Annotated in this window: 17 protein-coding genes and 1 pseudogene; 8 read left to right on the forward strand and 10 right to left on the reverse strand. The window is 71.2% G+C overall.

Going from position 1 to position 18,419, the window contains the following annotated elements; translation table 11 throughout:
- Nucleotides 1–75 precede the first annotated feature (75 nt).
- Nucleotides 76–1,083, reverse strand: coding sequence for a Gfo/Idh/MocA family protein (locus tag ACZ7M3_RS16080; RefSeq protein ID WP_351293195.1), 1,008 nt, complete (start codon nt 1,081–1,083; stop codon nt 76–78).
- A gap of 110 nt (nt 1,084–1,193) precedes the next feature.
- On the opposite strand from ACZ7M3_RS16080, the gene ACZ7M3_RS16085 reads away from it, so the two are divergent.
- From ACZ7M3_RS16085 to ACZ7M3_RS16095, 3 genes are all read left to right on the forward strand, one after another.
- Complete coding sequence (locus ACZ7M3_RS16085) at nt 1,194–2,558, forward strand: multidrug effflux MFS transporter (protein WP_472063835.1); 1,365 nt, start codon at nt 1,194–1,196, stop codon at nt 2,556–2,558.
- 17 nt (nt 2,559–2,575) lie between these two features.
- Nucleotides 2,576–3,685, forward strand: a complete 1,110-nt coding sequence (locus ACZ7M3_RS16090) for a serine hydrolase domain-containing protein (protein ID WP_472063837.1) — start codon at nt 2,576–2,578, stop codon at nt 3,683–3,685.
- Nucleotides 3,686–3,987: 302 nt separating this feature from the next.
- On the forward strand, nt 3,988–4,983 hold the full coding sequence (locus ACZ7M3_RS16095) for a small ribosomal subunit Rsm22 family protein (RefSeq protein ID WP_351536148.1): 996 nt from the start codon (nt 3,988–3,990) through the stop codon (nt 4,981–4,983).
- Between the two features lie 26 nt (nt 4,984–5,009).
- Here the strand turns inward: ACZ7M3_RS16095 and ddaH are convergent, their stop codons facing one another.
- Nucleotides 5,010–5,831 carry a dimethylargininase gene (gene ddaH / locus ACZ7M3_RS16100; RefSeq protein ID WP_355623291.1) on the reverse strand — a complete coding sequence of 274 codons (822 nt, stop codon included), beginning with the start codon at nt 5,829–5,831 and terminating at the stop codon, nt 5,010–5,012.
- Nucleotides 5,832–6,233: 402 nt separating this feature from the next.
- Here ddaH and ACZ7M3_RS16105 point away from each other — a divergent pair, with 402 nt between their 5' ends.
- Together ACZ7M3_RS16105 and ACZ7M3_RS16110 are read left to right on the forward strand one after the other, a co-directional pair.
- The gene (locus tag ACZ7M3_RS16105; protein ID WP_472063839.1) at nt 6,234–6,899 is read left to right on the forward strand and encodes a TetR/AcrR family transcriptional regulator; all 666 of its coding nucleotides are present in this window, start codon (nt 6,234–6,236) and stop codon (nt 6,897–6,899) included.
- Nucleotides 6,900–7,068: 169 nt separating this feature from the next.
- Nucleotides 7,069–7,809, forward strand: a complete 741-nt coding sequence (locus tag ACZ7M3_RS16110) for a bifunctional DNA primase/polymerase (RefSeq protein WP_472063841.1) — start codon at nt 7,069–7,071, stop codon at nt 7,807–7,809.
- 55 nt (nt 7,810–7,864) lie between these two features.
- Here the strand turns inward: ACZ7M3_RS16110 and ACZ7M3_RS16115 are convergent, their stop codons facing one another.
- The 5 genes from ACZ7M3_RS16115 to ACZ7M3_RS16135 form a co-directional block, all read right to left on the reverse strand.
- Nucleotides 7,865–8,878 carry an SCO2278 family lipoprotein gene (locus tag ACZ7M3_RS16115; RefSeq protein ID WP_472063843.1) on the reverse strand — a complete coding sequence of 338 codons (1,014 nt, stop codon included), beginning with the start codon at nt 8,876–8,878 and terminating at the stop codon, nt 7,865–7,867.
- Nucleotides 8,835–9,710: an iron uptake transporter permease EfeU gene (gene efeU / locus ACZ7M3_RS16120; RefSeq protein ID WP_472063845.1), complete on the reverse strand. Its 876-nt coding sequence runs from the start codon at nt 9,708–9,710 to the stop codon at nt 8,835–8,837. The genes ACZ7M3_RS16115 and efeU overlap by 44 nt, the downstream gene beginning before the upstream one ends.
- Before the next feature lie 3 nt (nt 9,711–9,713).
- Nucleotides 9,714–10,991 (reverse strand): iron uptake transporter deferrochelatase/peroxidase subunit, encoded by a 1,278-nt coding sequence (efeB, locus tag ACZ7M3_RS16125; protein ID WP_472063847.1) that lies wholly within the window; start codon nt 10,989–10,991, stop codon nt 9,714–9,716.
- A 12-nt stretch (nt 10,992–11,003) separates the two neighbouring features.
- Nucleotides 11,004–12,140, reverse strand: coding sequence for an iron uptake system protein EfeO (gene efeO, locus ACZ7M3_RS16130; protein ID WP_472063849.1), 1,137 nt, complete (start codon nt 12,138–12,140; stop codon nt 11,004–11,006).
- A 190-nt stretch (nt 12,141–12,330) separates the two neighbouring features.
- Nucleotides 12,331–13,149: a heme ABC transporter ATP-binding protein gene (locus ACZ7M3_RS16135; RefSeq protein WP_472063851.1), complete on the reverse strand. Its 819-nt coding sequence runs from the start codon at nt 13,147–13,149 to the stop codon at nt 12,331–12,333.
- Here ACZ7M3_RS16135 and ACZ7M3_RS16140 point away from each other — a divergent pair.
- Nucleotides 13,075–13,683, forward strand: a pseudogene (locus ACZ7M3_RS16140) (HtaA domain-containing protein); the annotation flags it as partial. The gene ACZ7M3_RS16135 and the pseudogene ACZ7M3_RS16140 sit on opposite strands and share 75 nt — an antisense overlap.
- Nucleotides 13,684–13,716: 33 nt before the next feature.
- Nucleotides 13,717–14,364: a PhzF family phenazine biosynthesis protein gene (locus tag ACZ7M3_RS16145; RefSeq protein ID WP_472063853.1), complete on the forward strand. Its 648-nt coding sequence runs from the start codon at nt 13,717–13,719 to the stop codon at nt 14,362–14,364.
- Nucleotides 14,365–14,736: 372 nt separating this feature from the next.
- On the opposite strand, the gene ACZ7M3_RS16150 is transcribed toward ACZ7M3_RS16145, so the two are convergent.
- Nucleotides 14,737–15,387, reverse strand: a complete 651-nt coding sequence (locus ACZ7M3_RS16150) for a biliverdin-producing heme oxygenase (RefSeq protein ID WP_472063855.1) — start codon at nt 15,385–15,387, stop codon at nt 14,737–14,739.
- Nucleotides 15,388–15,575: 188 nt separating this feature from the next.
- On the reverse strand, nt 15,576–16,433 hold the full coding sequence (gene map / locus ACZ7M3_RS16155) for a type I methionyl aminopeptidase (protein ID WP_054230856.1): 858 nt from the start codon (nt 16,431–16,433) through the stop codon (nt 15,576–15,578).
- A 59-nt stretch (nt 16,434–16,492) separates the two neighbouring features.
- Between map and ACZ7M3_RS16160 the strand changes: the two genes are divergently transcribed.
- Nucleotides 16,493–16,723, forward strand: a complete 231-nt coding sequence (locus ACZ7M3_RS16160; protein WP_351312400.1) for a hypothetical protein — start codon at nt 16,493–16,495, stop codon at nt 16,721–16,723.
- A gap of 160 nt (nt 16,724–16,883) precedes the next feature.
- On the opposite strand, the gene ACZ7M3_RS16165 is transcribed toward ACZ7M3_RS16160, so the two are convergent.
- Entirely contained in the window at nt 16,884–18,224 is a 1,341-nt protein-coding gene (locus tag ACZ7M3_RS16165; RefSeq protein ID WP_472063906.1) for an MFS transporter, read from the reverse strand.
- Between the last annotated feature and the right edge of the window lie 195 nt (nt 18,225–18,419).

The following is an 18,419-nucleotide window of genomic DNA, read 5'->3' on the forward strand; positions in this document are numbered from 1 at the left end:
TGTCGGCGCCGTGGTCGGACCGTCCCGGGCGGACCGTTCTGGTCGGACGTTCTGTTGGACCCTAGTTGGACCGTCCTAGTCGGTCTCTCCGGGGTAGCGGACGCCGATCTGGGTGCGGATCGTGTCGAGCGTCCGCATCACGGCGAGGCTGCCGTCCAGGGGGACGAGCCGTGACTCCTTCTCGCCGGCCCGCAGGGCGCGCATCACCTCGGCGGCCTCGTGCTTGAGGCTGGTGCGCGGGCCGTGCGCCGGGTCGGCCGTGAACTCCTCGGGGTCGCGGCCGTCGCGGTGCAGCACGAGCCGGTCCGGGAAGAAGAAACCGCCCGGGATGTCGATGCGGCCCTGGGAACCGGTGACGGAGGCGGAGACGGGGGTGCCGCCGTTGACGGAGCAGTGCACCGAGGCGAGAGCGCCGCTCTCCCAGGTGAGCAGTGCTCCGGTCTGGAGATCGACGCCCTCGTCGGAGAGCACCGCTCTCGCGGTGATGCCCGAGGGCTCCCCCAGCAACAACTGCGCGAACGACACCGGATACACGCCGAGATCGAGCAGCGCGCCACCGCCCTGCGCGGGATCCCGCAGCCGGTGCGACGGCGGGAACGGGCCATTGATTCCGAAGTCGGCCTGAATCGTGCGGACTTCACCGATCACGCCGTCGTCGACGAGGTCCTTGAGTCGCCGGACCAGCGGATTGCAGTACATCCACATGGCCTCCATGAGGAAGCGGTCGTGCTCCTTGGCGAGCGCGACCAGTTCCTCCGCCTCGCGCACGTTCAGCGTGAACGCCTTCTCGCACAGCACATGGCGCCCCGCCTCCAGACACATCCCGGCGGCGACCCGGTGCGCCGAGTGCGGAGTGGCGACGTACACGACGTCGACGTCCTCGTCCGCCGCGAGCGAGGCCCAGTCCCCGTACGCCCTCGGAATCCCGAACCGCTCGGCGAACGCCTTCGCCGAGGCGTCCGTCCGCGAGGCCACGGCCACGACCTCGGCGTCCGGCATGTCCACCAGATCCGCCGTGAAGGCCGCCGCGATCCCGCCGGTCGCCAGAATCCCCCACCGCACCCGTTCGCCCACGCCCGTCATTCCCGGCCCTTCGCTCTGCCACTCGCTCTGCCACGTGAAGTTCTGTGACCCCGAACACTCCGTTCGAACTGAGAGCATAGGTGGCGGATTACTCGAAGAGGGAGGGGCTCATGCCCGAGCGCGGGCACACCAGGCGGGACCCGAAGGGCCCGGAGGCCCCGGAGGGGCACATACCGAACACGGCGGTGACCGACGCACCGGCGGTGGCCGACGTACCGGCGGCGCCCGAAGCGCCGGACCCCGGTGCCCTGCGCCGCACCGGACTCCTCGTCACCCTGATCCTCGGCGGACTCACCGCCACGCCCCCGCTGTCGATGGACATGTACCTCCCGGCCCTGCCGGAGGTCACCCGCGCACTGCACGCCCCCGCCGCCACCGTCCAGCTCACGCTGACCGCCTGCCTCGCCGGGATGGCGCTCGGCCAGCTCGTCGTCGGACCGATGAGCGACAAGTGGGGCCGCAGACGCCCGCTCCTCGTCGGCCTGATCGTCTACGTCCTCGCCACCGCCCTGTGCGCCCTCGCCCCGAACGTCGAACTCCTCGTCGCCTTCCGCCTCGCCCAGGGCCTCGCGGGCGCCGCCGGCATCGTGATCGCGCGAGCCGTCGTACGCGACCTGTACGACGGCATGGCGATGGCCCGCTTCTTCTCCACCCTCATGCTGATCTCCGGCGTCGCCCCCGTCGTCGCGCCCCTCATCGGCGGCCAGATCCTGCGCGCCACCGACTGGCGGGGCGTGTTCGTCCTCCTCACGGCGGTCGGCATCGCACTCACCGCGCTCGTCTGGACGAAGCTCCCCGAGACCCTCGAGCCCGCGCAGCGCCACGGCGGCGGCGTCGGTGAGGCGCTGCGTGCCATGCGCGGACTGCTCGCCGACCGCGTCTTCACCGGCTACACGCTGGCGGGCGGCTTCGCCTTCGCGGCACTGTTCGCCTACATCAGCGCCTCTCCTTTCGTGATCCAGGAGATCTACGGCGCCTCCCCGCAGACCTTCAGCCTGCTCTTCGGGATCAACTCCGTCGGCCTGGTGATCGTCGGCCAGATCAACGGCAAGATCCTCGTGGGCCGGGTCAGCCTCGACAAGGTCCTCGCGGTCGGCCTCGCCCTCATCGCCCTCGCCGCGACGGCGCTGCTCCTGCTCTCCACGGGCGTCTTCGGCAGGGCAGGCCTCGTCCCGGTGGCCGCTGCCCTCTTCGTCCTCATGTCCGCCATGGGCCTCGCCATGCCCAACACCCAGGCGCTGGCCCTGATGCGGGTACGGCACGCGGCCGGTTCCGCGTCCGCGCTGCTCGGCACCTCCTCCTTCCTCATCGGCGCCATCGCCTCCCCGCTCGTCGGCATCGCCGGTGAGCACACCGCGGTCCCGATGGCCGTCGTCCAACTGGCGGCGGTACTGGTGGCCATCGCCTTCTTCGTGGGACTGTGCCGTCCCTGGCAGACGGGACACACCGTGGACGGAAAGGCGGCGGGCAGCTGAGCGCACCGAGACTGCGCGTGGACACCCCGGAACGGGCCGGACTCGACCCGACGGAACTGCGCCACCTCGTACGAGACGTCCGCACCCTCACCCGTGGGCCGCGCCCCTGGACGGCGGGCGTCGTGCTGGTCGCAGGCCGCGGCCCGGTCATCGCCGTCGAGGAGGCGGCGGGTTGGGCCGTGCGCTACTCCTCGTACGACGAGAAGACCGACACCGGGGTCGAACTGCCACCCGGGGACCGGCGGCCGATGACCGTCCACACCCCCTTCGACCTGGCTTCCCTCACCAAGCTGTTCACCGCGGTCGCCGCCGTGCAGCAGCTGGAGCGGGGCACGCTGGGGATCGACGCGCGGGTGGGGGCGTATCTGCCGGAGTTCCGCGCGGCCTCCGCCCACGACATCACCGTACGACAGCTGCTCATGCACACCTCAGGGCTGCGCCCCGAACTCCCGCTGTACGACTGCCCGGACGACGCGGCGCGCCTCGCCCTGCTGCGGGCCGAGGCCCCGTCGTCCCCGCCGGGCGAGTACGTCTACTCCGACCTGAACCTGCTCCTCCTCCAGCACGTCCTGGAACGCGTCACCGGACGCACGCTCGACGTCCTCGTCCGCGACGGGATCACCCGGCCGCTCGGGATGACCGCCACGTCCTTCGGGCCGTGCGCGGGGGCGGCGGCGACCGAGGACCAGCGGCGGCCGTGGGCCAAGGCGGACCGGGGGATGCTGCGGGGGGTCGTGCACGACGAGAACGCGTGGGCGCTCGGTGGGGTGGCCGGGCACGCGGGGCTCTTCTCCACGGCCCACGACCTGGCGATCTTCTGCCGGACCCTCCTCGCGGGCGGCTCCTACGGCCCCGCCCGCATCCTCGGCCCCGACCTCGTCGAGCTGATGCTCACCCCGCCGGGCCTCGGCTTCGCCGTCGACCAGCCCTGGTTCATGGGTGCGCTGGCCGGGCGCGGCGCCGCGGGGCACACCGGTTTCACCGGTACGTCCCTTGTACTGGACCCCGCGACGGACACGTTCCTGGTGCTCCTCGCGAACACGGTGCATCCCCGCCGACACGCGCCGGACAGCGCGCCCCGGGCGGAGGCGGCGACGCGGGTGGCGCGGGCGGTACGGGGTGCGTGAGCCGGGGGTTCTGTTCGCCTGCGGGTGCGTTGTGGCGGGTCGGTAGTCGTTCGGCTGCGGCCCGGTGGGGGCTGGTCGCGCAGTTCCCCGCGCCCCTAAAAGCCCTGGGTCGGCCGGCGTTCCAGGGCGAGGCCGGTGACCGCACCCCACCCACCCCGGCCCTCGTTTTCAGCCCGTCCGGCGTTTGAGGACGAGGCCGTTGAGGCCGATCGGGGGTTTGGGGGCGGAGCCCCCGGGTCGGGTTGGGACGGGTAGGGGCGGCGGGGGCGAGGGACCCGTTGTGGCGACCGTAGAATCGGTGGGTGAACGTCCCCGTACATCCCGCCGAGACCCTGCGTACCGCCCTCGCCGGACTCCTCGACGGCCTCCCGCCGAAGGCGGCCACACAGGCGGTCGACCGGCTGATCGCGAACTACCGGGGAACGACCCCCACCCACACCCCGGTCCTCCGCGACCGCTCGGACGTGGTCGCGTACGCCGCCTACCGCATGCCGGCGACATTCGAGGCGGTGCGATCGGCGCTGGAGGCGTTCGCGGACGCGGTCCCGCAGTGGACGCCGGCGAGCCACGTGGACGTCGGCGGCGGCACGGGCGCCGCGACCTGGGCGGTGAACGCGACCTGGGAGGGCGCCCGCCCCGTGACCGTGCTCGACTGGGCCGAGCCCGCCCTCGCGCTGGGCCGCGAGATCGCCGCGGCGAACCCGGAGCTGAAGTCCGCCGCATGGCACCGCTCTCGTATCGGATCGGCGCTCACCATCGAGAGCACTGATCTCGTCACCGTCTCCTACGTCCTCGGCGAGCTCACCGACGCCGACCGCGCCTCCGTCGTGACCGCCGCCGCGACCGCCGCCCAGGCCGTCGTGATCATCGAGCCCGGTACGCCCGACGGCTACGCGCGTGTCATCGAGGCGCGGGACCGTCTGATCTCCGCCGGGTTCCACGTCGCCGCCCCCTGCCCGCACAGCGCGGCCTGCCCGATCGTCCCCGGCGAGGACTGGTGCCACTTCTCCGCCCGGGTCGCGCGTTCCTCCCTGCACCGTCAGGTCAAGGGCGGCTCCCTGCCGTACGAGGACGAGAAGTTCAGCTACGTCGCCGCCACCCGCTTCCCGCCGACCCCGGCGCCCTCCCGCGTCGTACGCAAGCCGCAGATCCGCAAGGGCCAGGTCCTCCTGGACCTGTGCGGCCCCGACGAGGCCCTGCACCGCGAGACGGTGACCAAGCGTCACGGGCCGCTGTACCGGGCGGCCCGCGACGCGGACTGGGGCGACGCCTGGCCACCGCCGCCCACGGAGGACTAGCAGCCGGGGCTCAGCTCCTCAGCTCCTCAACACCTCAGCTCCTGTGTGCAGCACTTCACGCTGCCGCCGCCCTTGAGGAGCTCGCTCAGGTCGATGCCGACGGGCTCGAAGCCACGTTCCCGCAGCGGACCGAGGAGCCCCGTCGCGGCCTGCGGCAGCAGCACGTGCAGGCCGTCCGAGACCGCGTTGAGGCCGAACGCGGCGGCATCCTCGGCACCGGCGATCAGCGCGTCGGGGAACAGTCGCCGCAGCACCTCCCGGCTACCGGGGGAGAAGGCGGGCGGGTAGTACATGACCTCGTCCGTCGTGTCGTCGAGGACGGCGAGGGCGGTGTCGAGGTGGTAGTAGCGGGGGTCGACCAGGTCGAGCCCGATCACCGGTCGCGCGAAGAACTCCTGGGCCTCGCCGTGCGAGAGGGGGCTCGCGCGAAAGCCACGGCCGGCGAGGACGTAGGAGGCGGTGACCGCGAAGTCGCCCTCGCCCTCGTTGACGTGGACCGGCTCGTGGACGTGCGGGAAGCCGTGCGCGCGGAACCACTCCAGGTGGGCCGCCGCCTCCGGTTCGCGCTCGCGGTGCGCGAACCGGGCGCCCAGCACCCGGCCGTCGACGACCGTCGCCCCGTTCGCGGCGAAGACCATGTCCGGCAGGCCGGGGCGCGGGGTGAGTTCCTCGACCGTGTGGCCGAGCGCGAGGTAACGGCTGCGCAGGTCCTCCCACTGGGCGACGGCGAGCGGCACGTCGACCGGCTTGGCGGGGTTCATCCACGGGTTGATGGCGTAGGTGACGTCGAAGTGTGCGGGTGGGCACATCAGGTAGCGCCGGGGTGTGGCGCGGCGGGGAGGCTGCAAGGAGGGCTCCTCACGTACCGCAGGGGCAGGTGATGCCCATGGTGCGGTCCGCGGGGCCCGTCGGCCCCTTGGCGAACGGGTGGACTTCGCAGGCCCACGACGGTTCTCGCCCCCGCCGCCCCTACCCGTCCCATCCACACCTGGGGGCTCCGCCCCCAGACCCCCGGGTGGGTTCGTCGGCTGCGGGCCGGTGGGGGTCGATCGCGCAGTTCCCCGCGCCCCTGAGCCGGGGCTCCGCCCCCGGCCCCCGATCGGCCTGAACGGCCTCGTCCTCAAACGCCGGACGGGCTGAAAGACGCGCGCCAGCGCCCTTGAGGGGCGCGGGGAACTGCGCGACCAGCCCCCACCGGCCCGCAGCCGACCGCGAGACGTCCCGTCTTGTCAGCCTGTTAAATTCGCCCCATGGCCCACACGCCCCGCCCCTCCGCCAAACCCATCCCTGCCAAGCCCACCCCTGCCAGGCCCACTCCCGACTCCACCCGCCGCAGCGAGAGGTCCCGTCGTGCGATCTTCGACGCCGCTCTCGCCCTCGTCGGCGAGGTCGGCTACCCCAAGACCACGATCGAGGGCATCGCCGCCCGCGCGGGCGTCGGCAAGCAGACGATCTACCGGTGGTGGTCGTCGAAGGCCACGGTGCTCCTGGACGCCTTCATGGACCTCGGCGAGCGGACCGCTCGTGAGGCGGGCCACGAGTCGTATGACATCCCCGACACCGGCGATCTCGCGGCCGACCTCAAGCAGGTCCTGCGCGCCACCGTCGACGAACTGCTGGACCCCAGGTTCGAGATCCCCGCCCGCGCCCTGGCCGCCGAAGGCCTCGTCAACGAACCGCTCGGCGCCGAGTTCGTGGCGGGGCTCCTCGAACCCCAGCTCCAGCTCTACGTGAAGCGGCTGCGGTCCGCCCAGGACAGGGGCGACGTGCGCCCCGACATCGACCCCCGCATCGCCCTGGAACTCTTCGTCTCCCCGCTCGCGCAGCGCTGGCTCCAGCACACCGGCCCCATCTCGTACGCGTATACGGACACCCTCGTCGACTACGCGCTGTACGGCCTCGCTCCACGGGGATGAATCATGCCAAAGCGCCCCGGATGGGGGGCTCTGTCCATTCGGGGCGCGGGAGGGTGGGACCATAGAGGTTGTTGAAGGCGTTCGTCGGCACGATTGACTGACGTGAACGTGAATGACGTGAACGCCGCGACACGACCGCTGTCGGCACAACTGCTTGGCGAGGGGATTGATGAGCGCAGAGTTCGGCCGCCGCTCCGGTGCGCAGGGCAGGATCTCCCAGTGGCTGCGTGGTCGCCGTCCGAAGGGTGCGACGGAGATCGCTGCCGACGGCGGGCGCGAGGCCCTGCTGATCGCCGCTGCCGCCGCGGGGCTGCCGCTCGCGCAGGCCGCGTACCCCTCCGGCTACCGCTGTTCCTGTGACCGCGTCGGCTGTCCCACCCCCGCGCGCCACCCCGTCTCCTTCGCCTGGCAGACCCAGTCCACGACCGACCGCGCCCAGATCGAGCGGTGGGTCCGGCATCAGCCGCAGGCCAATTTCATCACCGCGACCGGCATGGTGCACGACGTCCTCGACGTGCCCGTGGACGCGGGCCGCGAGGCGCTGGAGCAGCTGCTCGCCTCCGGTGTGGAGGTGGGGCCCGTCGCGCGGAGCGGCGACGGCCGCATGTTCTTCTTCACACTCACCCGCGGTACGCCCGAGGACGAGGACGAGTGGTGGCCGTGCGAGCTGGACTCGCACCCCGAGACGACGGACGAGCACCCCGGTCTGCGCTGGCACTGCCGAGGCTCGTACGTCCTCGTGCCGCCGGCCCAGCTCCCCGGCGGCCTGACGGTCGACTGGGTACGGGGCCCGGAACACCCCCTCCCCGACCCCCTGAGCCTGCTCGAGGCCCTGACGGACGCCTGCGCCCGTTACGCGGGCGAGAACGAGTCGGACGACCAGCTGGCAGCCTGGCCCCACCGCAACTAGCCCACCGCAACTGGCCCACCGGCACCGGCCTCACCGGCACCGGCCGAGCCCCCGGCTATCCGCCCTTCGCCCCCGTCAGCCCCTCGATCCGCCCCAGCACCGCCACCTGTTGCTTCTGCGCGCTCTTCCCGGGGTCCAGGACCGCCTGGTTGGAGACGAACTCCAGGGTGAGGGACTGCTTGATGTCACCGGTGGTCAGGGCCTTGACGTCCGCGCTGGGGGCCGGGATCTCGGTGCCCTGCGCGGCGGTCTGCTTCTCGAAGCGGCGGGTGGTGAAGAAGACCAGCGCGCCGCCGTCCGCGGTGCGCAGCCCCACCGGGGCGTAGTCGCCGGAGGCCAGCGGCTCGTCGAGGTACTGCCGGGCGAGACCGGGCTTGGTGGCGTTCTTGGCGCGCTGGGTCCGCCACTGCGAGGTGTGCAGGCCCGGTGCGAAGGTGTCGCCGCCGCTCTTCAGATACGTGGTGTACGACTGGCTCAGCCTGTTCGGCTCGACGGCGAGAGCCGTGTCGTCCCCGGTGACGGGCTGCGCCCAACCGTCCTTGTCCTGCTGGAACTTCGGTACGTCGGCGGCGGCGAGGACGGTCAGATACGAGGCCTGCCACACGTCGTTCGCGCTGCCCCGGGTGAAGACGAGCAACCAACGGTAGCCCGCCACGCCCTTGTTGGCCGCGGCGTCGGCCACGAACCAGCGCGGCCAGCCCGCCTTGGCCGGTATCGAGAACTTCGCGTCCGTCAGCGACAGCGGCGAATAGGACGGGTTGCCGCCCGGATTGTTCTTCTGCCCGGCCGTCAGCTTCGCCCCGTCGATGGCGCTCAGGGCGCCGGTGACGCGGTCCGCGTCCAGGGAGCGGTCGTTGGCCTTGTCCGCCTTGTTGTAGGCGGCGGTGAAGTCCTTGAGCGCACGGGTGGCCTCGGTCCGGGTCGCCGTCGGTACGACCTCCCGCTCCCCGTGCACCACCACGCAGCCGCTCGCCGTCAAGGACAGAACGGCCACCGCCCCCGTTGTCAGGACGAACCGGTTGAGACTACGAAGCCTTCGTGGGCTGCGACCCGCGCGATCCCTGCTCATCAGGTACCTTCACCTTCCCCTTCCCGGAGGCGAACCCTACCGGGGCGAGGAAGATCGCGAGTGTCGGGACCAGGTACAGCGCCCACACCGTGACCTGAAGGACCGTCGGGTCGGGCTGGAAGTTCAACACGCCCTTGAGGAGCGTGCCGTACCAGCTGTCCGGCGGGATCGTGCCGCTGATGTCGAAGGCGAGATTCCGCAGCCCCGGGATCCAGTCGGCCTCCTGCAGGTCGTGGACGCCGTACGCGAGCACACCCGCCGCGACCACGACCAGCATGCCGCCGGTCCAGGTGAAGAACTTCGCGAGGTTGATCTTCAGGGCGCCCCGGTAGAAGAGCCAGCCGAGGAGGACCGCGGTGGCCAGGCCCAGGGCGACACCGATCAGCGGGCGCGGGGTGCCGTCGCTCGCCGCGTGCACCGACGCCCACACGAACAGCGCCGTCTCCAGACCCTCCCGGCCGACGGCCAGGAACGCGGTCGCGACCAGCGCGCCCGTGCCCATCGCCAGCGCCGCGTCCAGCTTGCCGTGCAGTTCGGACTTCAGATGCCGGGCGGTGCGCCGCATCCAGAAGACCATCCACGTCACCAGGCCGACCGCGACGATCGACAGCGAACCGCCGAGCGCCTCCTGCGCCTCGAACGTCAGCTCCTGGGAGCCGAACTCGAGCGCGCAGCCGAAGCCGAGCGCGATCGCGATCGCGACGCCGATGCCCAGCCAGATGGGCTTCAGGGCGTCCCTGCGGTCGGTCTTCACCAGGTAGGCGATGAGGATGCAGACGACGAGACTGGCTTCCAGCCCCTCGCGCAGGCCGATCAGATAGTTGCCGAACACCGACTACGCCTCCTTGGAGAACAGCGCGCGCCCCCACCAGTCGTCCTTGTCGAGGACGCCGGGCGGGACGGCGAAGACCGCCGAACTCACGTGCTGGATGTACTCGTTGAGCGCGTCGGAGCGCGCGAGGCTGCGCTGCACCGGGATGAACCCCTTGCGTACGTCACGCTGGTAGGCGAGGAAGAACAGCCCGGCCTCCAGCCTGCCGAGGCCGTCCGTGCCGTCCGTGAAGGAGTAACCGCGGCGCAGCAGGGTGACGCCGTCGTTGGAGTCGGGATGCGCGAGCCGTACGTGCGCGTCGGGCTTCATCGCCTTCAGGAACGGCTCGTCGCGCTCCTTGGCCTTGCCGACCGGCGCGCCCTCGCCCTTGTCCCGGCCGAAGACGTCCTCCTGCTCCTGCAGCGAGGTCCGGTCCCAGGTCTCGATGTTCATCCGGATGCGGCGCGCCACGAGGTACGAGCCGCCGGTCATCCAGGCGGGACCCTCGCCCTCGCCCACCCACACGTACTTCTTCAGCCGGTCCGGCTCGGTGCCCGCGATGTTGCGGGTGCCGTCCTTGAACCCCATGAGGTTGCGGGGGGTCTGGGCGTCGGGGGTCGTCGAGGAGGTCTTGCCGAAGCCGAGCTGCGACCAGCGGACGGCGACCTTGCCGAAGCCGATCCGGGCCAGGTTGCGGATCGCGTGCACCGCGACCTGCGGGTCGTCCGCGCAGGCCTGCACGCACAGGTCGCCGTCGCTGCGCGTCTTCTCCAGGTTGTCACCGGGGAACGGCGGCAGGTCGACGAGGGCCTCCGGCCGCTGCCCCGTCAGCCCGAACTTCTCGCCGTACTTCTCGAACAGCGAGGGCCCGAAACCGATGGTCAGCGTCAGCCGGGACGGCTTGAGGCCCAGGGCCTCGCCGGTGTCGTCCGGCGGTGCCTCGGCCAGTCCGCCGTACGCGCCCTCACCGACCGCGTGCCCCGCGGTCATCCGGCGCGCGGCGGCCGTCCAGTCCTTCAGCATCTGGACGAACTCGGCGCGGTCGTCCGTCTTCACGTCGAACGAGGCGAAGTGCAGCCGGTCCTGCACCGGCGTCGCGATGCCCGCCTGGTGCGCGCCGTGGAAGGCGACCGCGGCGCCGGTCTCGGCACCCGCCGGGTCCACGTCGTTGCCGGTACGGGTCATCGCCACCGCGCCGCCGGCCGCGGCGGCCCCGAGCGCGAGCCCGGCACCGCCCCAGCCGATCAGCGAACGCCGGGAGGGCGAAGGTCCACCCGCTGCTTGTGTGGTGTCGTTCGTCATGGTGTGTTCCGCCTACTTCACAACGACCGCGGCGAGCTTGGACAGCGGCTCGGCGAGCGCGTTGACCGCGTCCGAGAGCTCCTTGCGCTGGTCCTTCGTGACCTTGTCGTACGACACGAAGCCATCAGAGGTCTTGTCCGTGCGGTACTTCTCGAGCAGCGTGTTCAGCGCCGTGAACTGCTTGTCGAGCTCCGTGGTCAGCGCCTTGTCGTTCTGCTGTGCGACCGGCTTGAGCAGCTCGTACGACTTCTGCGCGCCCTCGACGTTGCCCTTGAAGTCGCTGAGGTCGGTGTGCGAGTAGCGGTCCTCCTCGCCGGTGACCTTGCCGGTGGCGACCTCGTCGAGGAGTTCCTTGGCGCCGTTGGCCATGGAGGTCGGGGTGATCTCGGCCTTGCCGACCCGCTTCTGCCAGTCCTTCAGGTCGGTGACCAGCTCATCGGCGAGGGTCTTCTGCTCGGCGCCGACCTTCTTGTCCACCCAGAGGGCCTTCTCCAGCGCGTGCCAGCCGGTCCACTTCTGGCCCTTCTCCAGGTCGTTGACGCGGGTGTCGGTCTTGGGGTCGATGTCCCCGAAGGACTCGGCGATCGGCTCGGTGCTCTCCCAGCCGAAGCGGGAGGGGGCGTAGGCCTGCTTGGCGGCCTCGATGTCGCCCGCCTTGATGGCGTTGGCGAACGTCTCCACCTTCGGGATCGTCGCGTCGGCCTGCTCCTGCGCGTACTCGCGGTAGGCGGCCACGGCCTTGTCGAGGCGCGGGTCGCGCTTGGCGACCGTGCCACCGGTCACGGCGAGCTTCTGGCGGACGCCGAGGCCCTTCATGCCGGGGCGGCAGGCTATCTCGTACGAACCGGCCTTGACCTCGGCGGTCAGCGTGTACTTGGTGCCCGGGCCGATGTTCTCCTTCTCGGAGACGATCCGGTCGTCCGGGAAGAGGATCTCGACCTCGGTGGCCTTCGAGCCCTTGTTCTCGATGTTCAGGGTGACCTGGCCGGCCGGGACGGACTTCGAGGAGGTCTCGCACTTGGAGTCGGCGGCGGTCACCTGGATCGCGTCACCGGACCCGGCGTCGCTCTTCTCGGTGCAGCCCGTGACGGCGGCCAGAGCGGCCGCGGTCGCGGCGGCGGTGACAACTGAGAGTCGGACGGCTCGCATTCAGGCTCCAAGAGAACGACGGACAAACCAGGCGGAAGGTCCCCGCTGGCATGGTGAGGCTGGCCTAACTTACCTGAGGCTTACCTCACTCCTACCCACCCCTACGGTGATTCAGCTCTCACAGTTGACACACAGACACGGCCTGATCACGGTGGCTCAAACTGGACCCCATGGGAAGGTCAAGTGATGGTCAAGCGTCTCGTTCGGTGGTCGCGGCGCCCCGTTCGGGAGTCACCAGGACGGCACCCGTCCGGGGGTGCGGAAACACTTCAACGGGCTGGCGATAGACCTCAGTCAGCAACTCGCCCGTGAAAACCTCGGCCGGCGGTCCCTCGGCGGCGACACGACCGGCGCACAGAATCGCCACCCGGTGCGCGTACGCGGCCGCGAGCCCCAGATCGTGCAACACCACGACCACCGCGTCACCGGCGTGCGCCCTTGCCCGGCACACCCGCAGCACCAACTCCTGGTGCCTGAGGTCGAGGGCGGCGGTCGGCTCGTCGAGCAGCAGCAGAGGAGCGCGCTGGGCGAGCACCCGGGCGAACGCGACCCGCGCCCGCTCACCCCCGCTGAGCGCGGAGAAGGGACGCGGCGCGAACCCGGTGACCTCCGTGGCCGCCATGGCTTCGGCGACGGCCACGTCGTCGTCCTCCCGGCTCGTGCCCGCCCAGGGCGCCCGGCCCATCCGTACGACCTCCTCGACCGTGAACGGGAAGGAGAGCGTGGCCGACTGGGGGAGCACGGCCCGGCGCAGGGCGAGTTCGGGCACGGACCACTGAGGGGCGGGGCGACCGTGGATCCGTACCACTCCCTCGGCGGCGCGCAGATCGGCGGCCAGGGCTCCCAGCAGCGTGGACTTACCCGCCCCGTTGGGACCGACGCGTCCGGCGGCGCGACCCAGGCCACCGGCAACGGCGCCTTCACCTTCCCGGACGCCTCCGGCACCTATGACACCGACGCCGACACCCTCTCCGCCTCCTTCGCGGGCGCGGTGAACTTCAAGGGCCATGAGGACAACGGCAGTTACGGCCTCGACCTCACCCTCAGCGACCTCAAGGCGGAGCTCGACGGCGGCTCCGGCGAACTGACCGCCGACGTCGACAGCCTCGGCGAGAAGTCCGAGGACGTGGTCCTCGCCGACCTCAAGGCCGACTCCACCGAGCTGACCGTGCGGGACGACGTGATCGCCTTCTACGATGTCACCGCCACCCTGACCAAGGCGGGGGCGGAGGCGTTCGGCGGCTTCTACCCGGCCGGCACCGGGCTGGACCCGGTGAATCTGTCGCTGGCGGTGAGCGAGGACGCCCAACTGCCGGGCGATGACGGCGCATCGGACAACAACGGTTCGGACCCGTCCTCTTCCTCCTCCTCGGGCACCACGGGCGGCACGGGGGCGACCGGATCCACCACGGGCGGTGTGAGCGGGGCACTCGCCTCCACCGGCTCGGAGGTACCGCTCGGCGCGCTCGGTGCGGCGGCCGCGGTGACGGTCGCGGCGGGCGCGGGTGTGGTGGTCGCGGTGCGCAGGCGGCGCACGGCGTAAACGAGTGGGCACGGGTGATGTTTGAATGCGCGGGTGACTGATTTCGACGTACTGCGCGTCTTCTGCGGGCCCGGTGGTGAACACGGCAACGAGCTCGGTGTGGTGCGCGAGGGTTCGGTGATGCCGGATCCGGGGGAGCGGCAGGCGTTCGCCGCGAAGCTCGGTTTCAGCGAGACCGTGTTCGTCGACGACCCCGAGCGCGGGGTCGTCGACATCTACACCCCGACCCTGCGGTTGCCGTTCGCCGGGCATCCCTGTGTCGGGGTGGGGTGGCTGCTCGACGTACCCGAACTGGTCACGCCCGCCGGGGTGGTGGGGGTGCGGCTGGACGGGGAGTTCAGCTGGATCGAGGCGCGGGCGGAGTGGGCGCCGGGGCGTACGTTGCGGCAGTGCGGGTCCGCCGACGAGGTCGACGCGCTGGCCGTGCCGGAGCCGGGGGAGTGGGTGTACGCCTGGGCCTGGGAGGACGAGTCGGCCGGGCGCGTGCGGGCCCGAGGATTTCCCGGACGGGACGACGGCATCGTGGAGGACGAGGCGACGGGGGCGGCGGCGCTGCTGCTCACCGACCGGCTGGGCCGGGCCCTGAACATCGTCCAGGGCACCGGCTCCCAGATCCTTACTGCGCCGCAGCCGGGTGGGTGGGTGGAGGTGGGGGGCCGCGTACGCCTGCTCCGAGCCTGAACGTCCCCCCGGTGCGGTTGTCGGCTGCGGCCCGGTGGGGGCTGGTCGCGCAGTTCCCCGCGCCCCTAAGGGGGGCTTCGCCCCCGCGTCCCCCGCCCTCCCGGATTTGGTCGGCTGCGGGCCGGTGGGGGCGGGCCGCGCAGTTCCCCGCGCCCCTGAGGCGGGGGCTTCGCCCCGCGTCCCCGGCTCGCCCGAAGTCCTTTGGCTGCGGCCGGGTGGGGGCTGGTCGCGCAGTTCCCCGCGCCCCTGAAAGCCTCGGCTCGCCCTCGTTTTCAGCCCGTCCGGCGTTTGAGGACGAGGCCGTTCAGGCCGATCGGGGGTTTGGGGGCGGAGCCCCCAAGTACGGATGGGTGAAGTCGTCCGGGGGTCGGGTCAGGCGGTGAGGGGGAACTCCTCGCCCAGGGCGTGGAAGACCGCCGTGTTGAGGGCGAACGCCTGCCTGCACTCGGCAACGATCCGCTGCCGCTCCAACTCGTCCGCCCGCACCCCGTCCAGCAACTCGCGATACCCCCGCTTGAACGCGGCCGGATTCCCGATGTCCTCGAAGACATAGAAGCGGACGCCGTCACCCTTCCGAGCGAAGCCCCAGGTCTGTTCCGCCTTGCCCCGGATGATCTGACCGCCGGAGAGGTCGCCGAGGTAGCGGGTGTAGTGGTGGGCGACGTACCCGCCGGGCCACTCACGCGCACACTCCGCGACCCGCGCCGCGTACGCCTCGGTGGCGGGCAGCGCGCTGAGCGTCGCCCGCCAGTGCGCACCCCGCAGATGCGTGAGGTCACGCTCCAGCGCACCGCGACGCAGCAACTCCGGCCGGACGAACGGCCCGGCCACCGGATCGGACGCCAACCGCTCGGCGCCCGCCTCCAGCGCCTCGTACACGAACCACAACTGCTCGGTGTAGCGCGCGTACGCCTCGACACCGAGCCTGCCGCCGAGCAGGTCGCTCATGAACGTCGAGGTCTCGGCCTCCATGTGCTGCTCGTGCGACGCGGTGCGGATCAGCGTCGAGAACGCCGTATTCATGGGACCTCCGGTGCCGAAGAGGACGAGAACCAGTCAGAATCTTGTATGGTTAGGCTTACCTAAGTCAATGGGTTCTCGATAGGTTCCCGACATCCTGTCGGTAAAAACGTACCCCGCCGGGCGACAAAAATGCCCGCCCTGTGACCAGGGCGGGCGATGAACCACGGGTACGAGCTGTGCGCACGCGGCTACGGCAGCGTGAGGATCTCCGTACCGCTCTCCGTGACGACCAGCGTGTGCTCGAACTGCGCCGTCCGCCTGCGGTCCTTCGTCACGACGGTCCACCCGTCGTCCCACATGTCGTAGTCGTGCGTACCGAGCGTGAGCATCGGCTCGATCGTGAAGGTCATCCCGGGCTGGATGACGGTCGTCGCGTGTGGACTGTCGTAGTGCGGGATGATCAGTCCTGAGTGGAACGAGGAGTTGATCCCGTGCCCCGTGAAGTCCCGCACGACCCCGTATCCGAACCGCTTGGCGTACGACTCGATCACGCGCCCGATGACGTTGATCTGGCGGCCCGGCTTGACCGCCTTGATCGCGCGGTCGAGGGATTCACGGGTCCGCTCGACGAGCAGCCTCGACTCGTCGTCCACGTCCCCGACCAGGTACGTCGCGTTGTTGTCGCCGTGGACGCCACCGATGTACGCCGTCACGTCGAGGTTGATGATGTCGCCGTCCCGCAGCACCGTGGAGTCGGGGATGCCGTGGCAGATGACCTCGTTGACCGAGGTGCACAGGGACTTGGGGAAACCGCGGTAACCGAGGGTGGACGGATAGGCGCCGTGGTCGCACATGTACGCGTGCGCGACCCGGTCCAGCTCGTCCGTCGTCACGCCCGGCGCGATGAGCTTCGCCGCCTCGGCCATCGCCTGCGCGGCGATCCGCCCGGCGATCCGCATCGCCTCGATGGTCTCGGGGGTCTGTACCTCCGGACCGGTGTACGGCGTGGGGGCGGGCTTGCCCACGTACTCGGGGCGCCTGATGTTTCCCGGAACGGGACGGGTGGGAGAGAGCTCTCCTGGTACGAGCAGCGACTGGCCAGACATGCCAGGGAGTCTAACCAGCGGGCATGGGGGCACTATGTCCGTGGCGAAAGGAGCAGGTCATGGCCCTCTTCAAGAAGCGGACCGTAGGGAAGCCGGGCGAGTGGTACTACTGCCTCGTCCACCAGAAGGTGGAAGAGGGTCCCGAGTGCCCCGCGAAGGACCGCTTCGGCCCGTACACCAGCCGTGAGGAGGCCGAACACGCGATGGAGACCGCCCAGGAGCGCAACCTCGAGTGGGAAACGGACCCCAAGTGGCACGACGCAACGGGCCCGGCCCCAGAAGACGACTGACAAGACCCGCGACACCGGCCACCGAGCCGCTGGGCACCGAGGCGCCAGGTGCTCAGCCACCGGGATGCCGGGGCGGCGTGAGGGCGCTGAGCCGTGTGGTGGCGCGCGGGCGCCGACGGTTGCCGGCCCCCGTGGGCGACCCGCACCACCCGAGCGACCGTCACGGGTGGTGCGGGTGGGAGAGCATCGCCTCACCCCGAGCGGAGCGCATCCGTACCGCGTGGTCATTCGTCCGTACGTCGTACCTCATCAGCTGCGGCAGGCAGCACGCCAACACCCCCACCGCTCCCACGCAGATCGCACCCCCGGCCCAGATCGACGCCCGTACCCCCGTCCAGGCCGCCATCCCGCCCGCCCGTACCTGCCCCAGCTGGGGCCCGACGGAGTACGAGAGCAGCTCGATCCCGGCGAGTCGCCCCCGTAGCTCGTCCGGAATCGTCTGGTTCCACATCGCGCCCCGGAAGATCCCGCTCACCATGTCGCAACAGCCGCCGAGGACCAGGAGGAGCAGCACCAGCCACACGTTGTGCACCGCACCCGCCCCCACCATCGCAAGCCCCCAGCACGCCGCCGCGAACGCCACCATCCGCCCGTGCCGGTGCACCCGCGAGGTCCACCCGCTGGTCAGCGTCACCAGCATCGCCCCGGCGGGCAGCGCGGCATACATCAGCCCGAGCGACCACGCGGCGTGGAGCTCGTCGGCGAGGAACGGCAGCACCGCGAGCGGCATCGCGAAGAACATCGCGGCCAGGTCGATCACGTACGTGCCGAGGAGTTCCTTGCGGTTCCACGCGTACCGCGCGCCCTGGGCGATGGAGGCGAGCGACGGCTTGGCGGCCTCGTGCGCGGCCGGTGACGCGGCGAGTCCGACGATCAGTACGACCGACACCACGAAGGTCCCCAGGTCCACGGCGTACGCCCAGCCGAGCCCGGCGTACGCCACCACGACGCCCGCGAGCGCCGGCCCCGCGACGCCGCCGACCGACCAGCGCAGGGAGTTGAGGGAGGCCGCGGCGGGCAGGTGCTCGTGCGCCACGATCCGGGGGACGAGCGAGTCGAGCGCGGGCCGCTGCACCGACCCGAGCGCGGAGGACAGCGCGGCGACCACGTACAGCGGCCACACCGCCGGACGCGGCATCAGCGCGTTGACGAGCAGTCCGCCGCACAGCAGCCCCTGCCCGGCCTCCGTGTAGAGGATCAGCTTCCGTTTGTCGAGGGCGTCGGCGAGTGCCCCGCCGTACAGCCCGAACACGATCAGCGGTACGAGTTCCACGGCCCCGATCGCCCCCACGGCCACCGCAGACCCGGTCAGCACCTTCATCTGCACCGGCAGCGCGACGAAGGTCAGGAAGCTGCCGAAGTTGGTGATCAGCCCGGCCAGCCACAGCCGCCGGAAGTCGGCCGACGCCCGCCAGGGCGCGAGATCGGGCAACAGCGACCGCAGTCGCGCACCGGCACCGGCATCGACACCGGCACCGGCGGGTTCGGCGTGCGCGGGCAGCGCGGCGGGGGACACGGGGGCGTCGTCGGTCACGACGGCTCATGCTGAGCGGCCGCCCACCACGGCGGCAACTGCTTTTCAGCCGCCCAGCCGCACACTGTGTCCTGCTGGCGCCCCCCGCCCGCCGTGTCCTGCCGCCGCCCGTCGGGCTCGTCGGCCGCCCTCGTCCTTCCCGTCAGCTCACCGCCCGCCGCG

Source organism: Streptomyces sp. NPDC111656 (genome assembly GCF_055656965.1).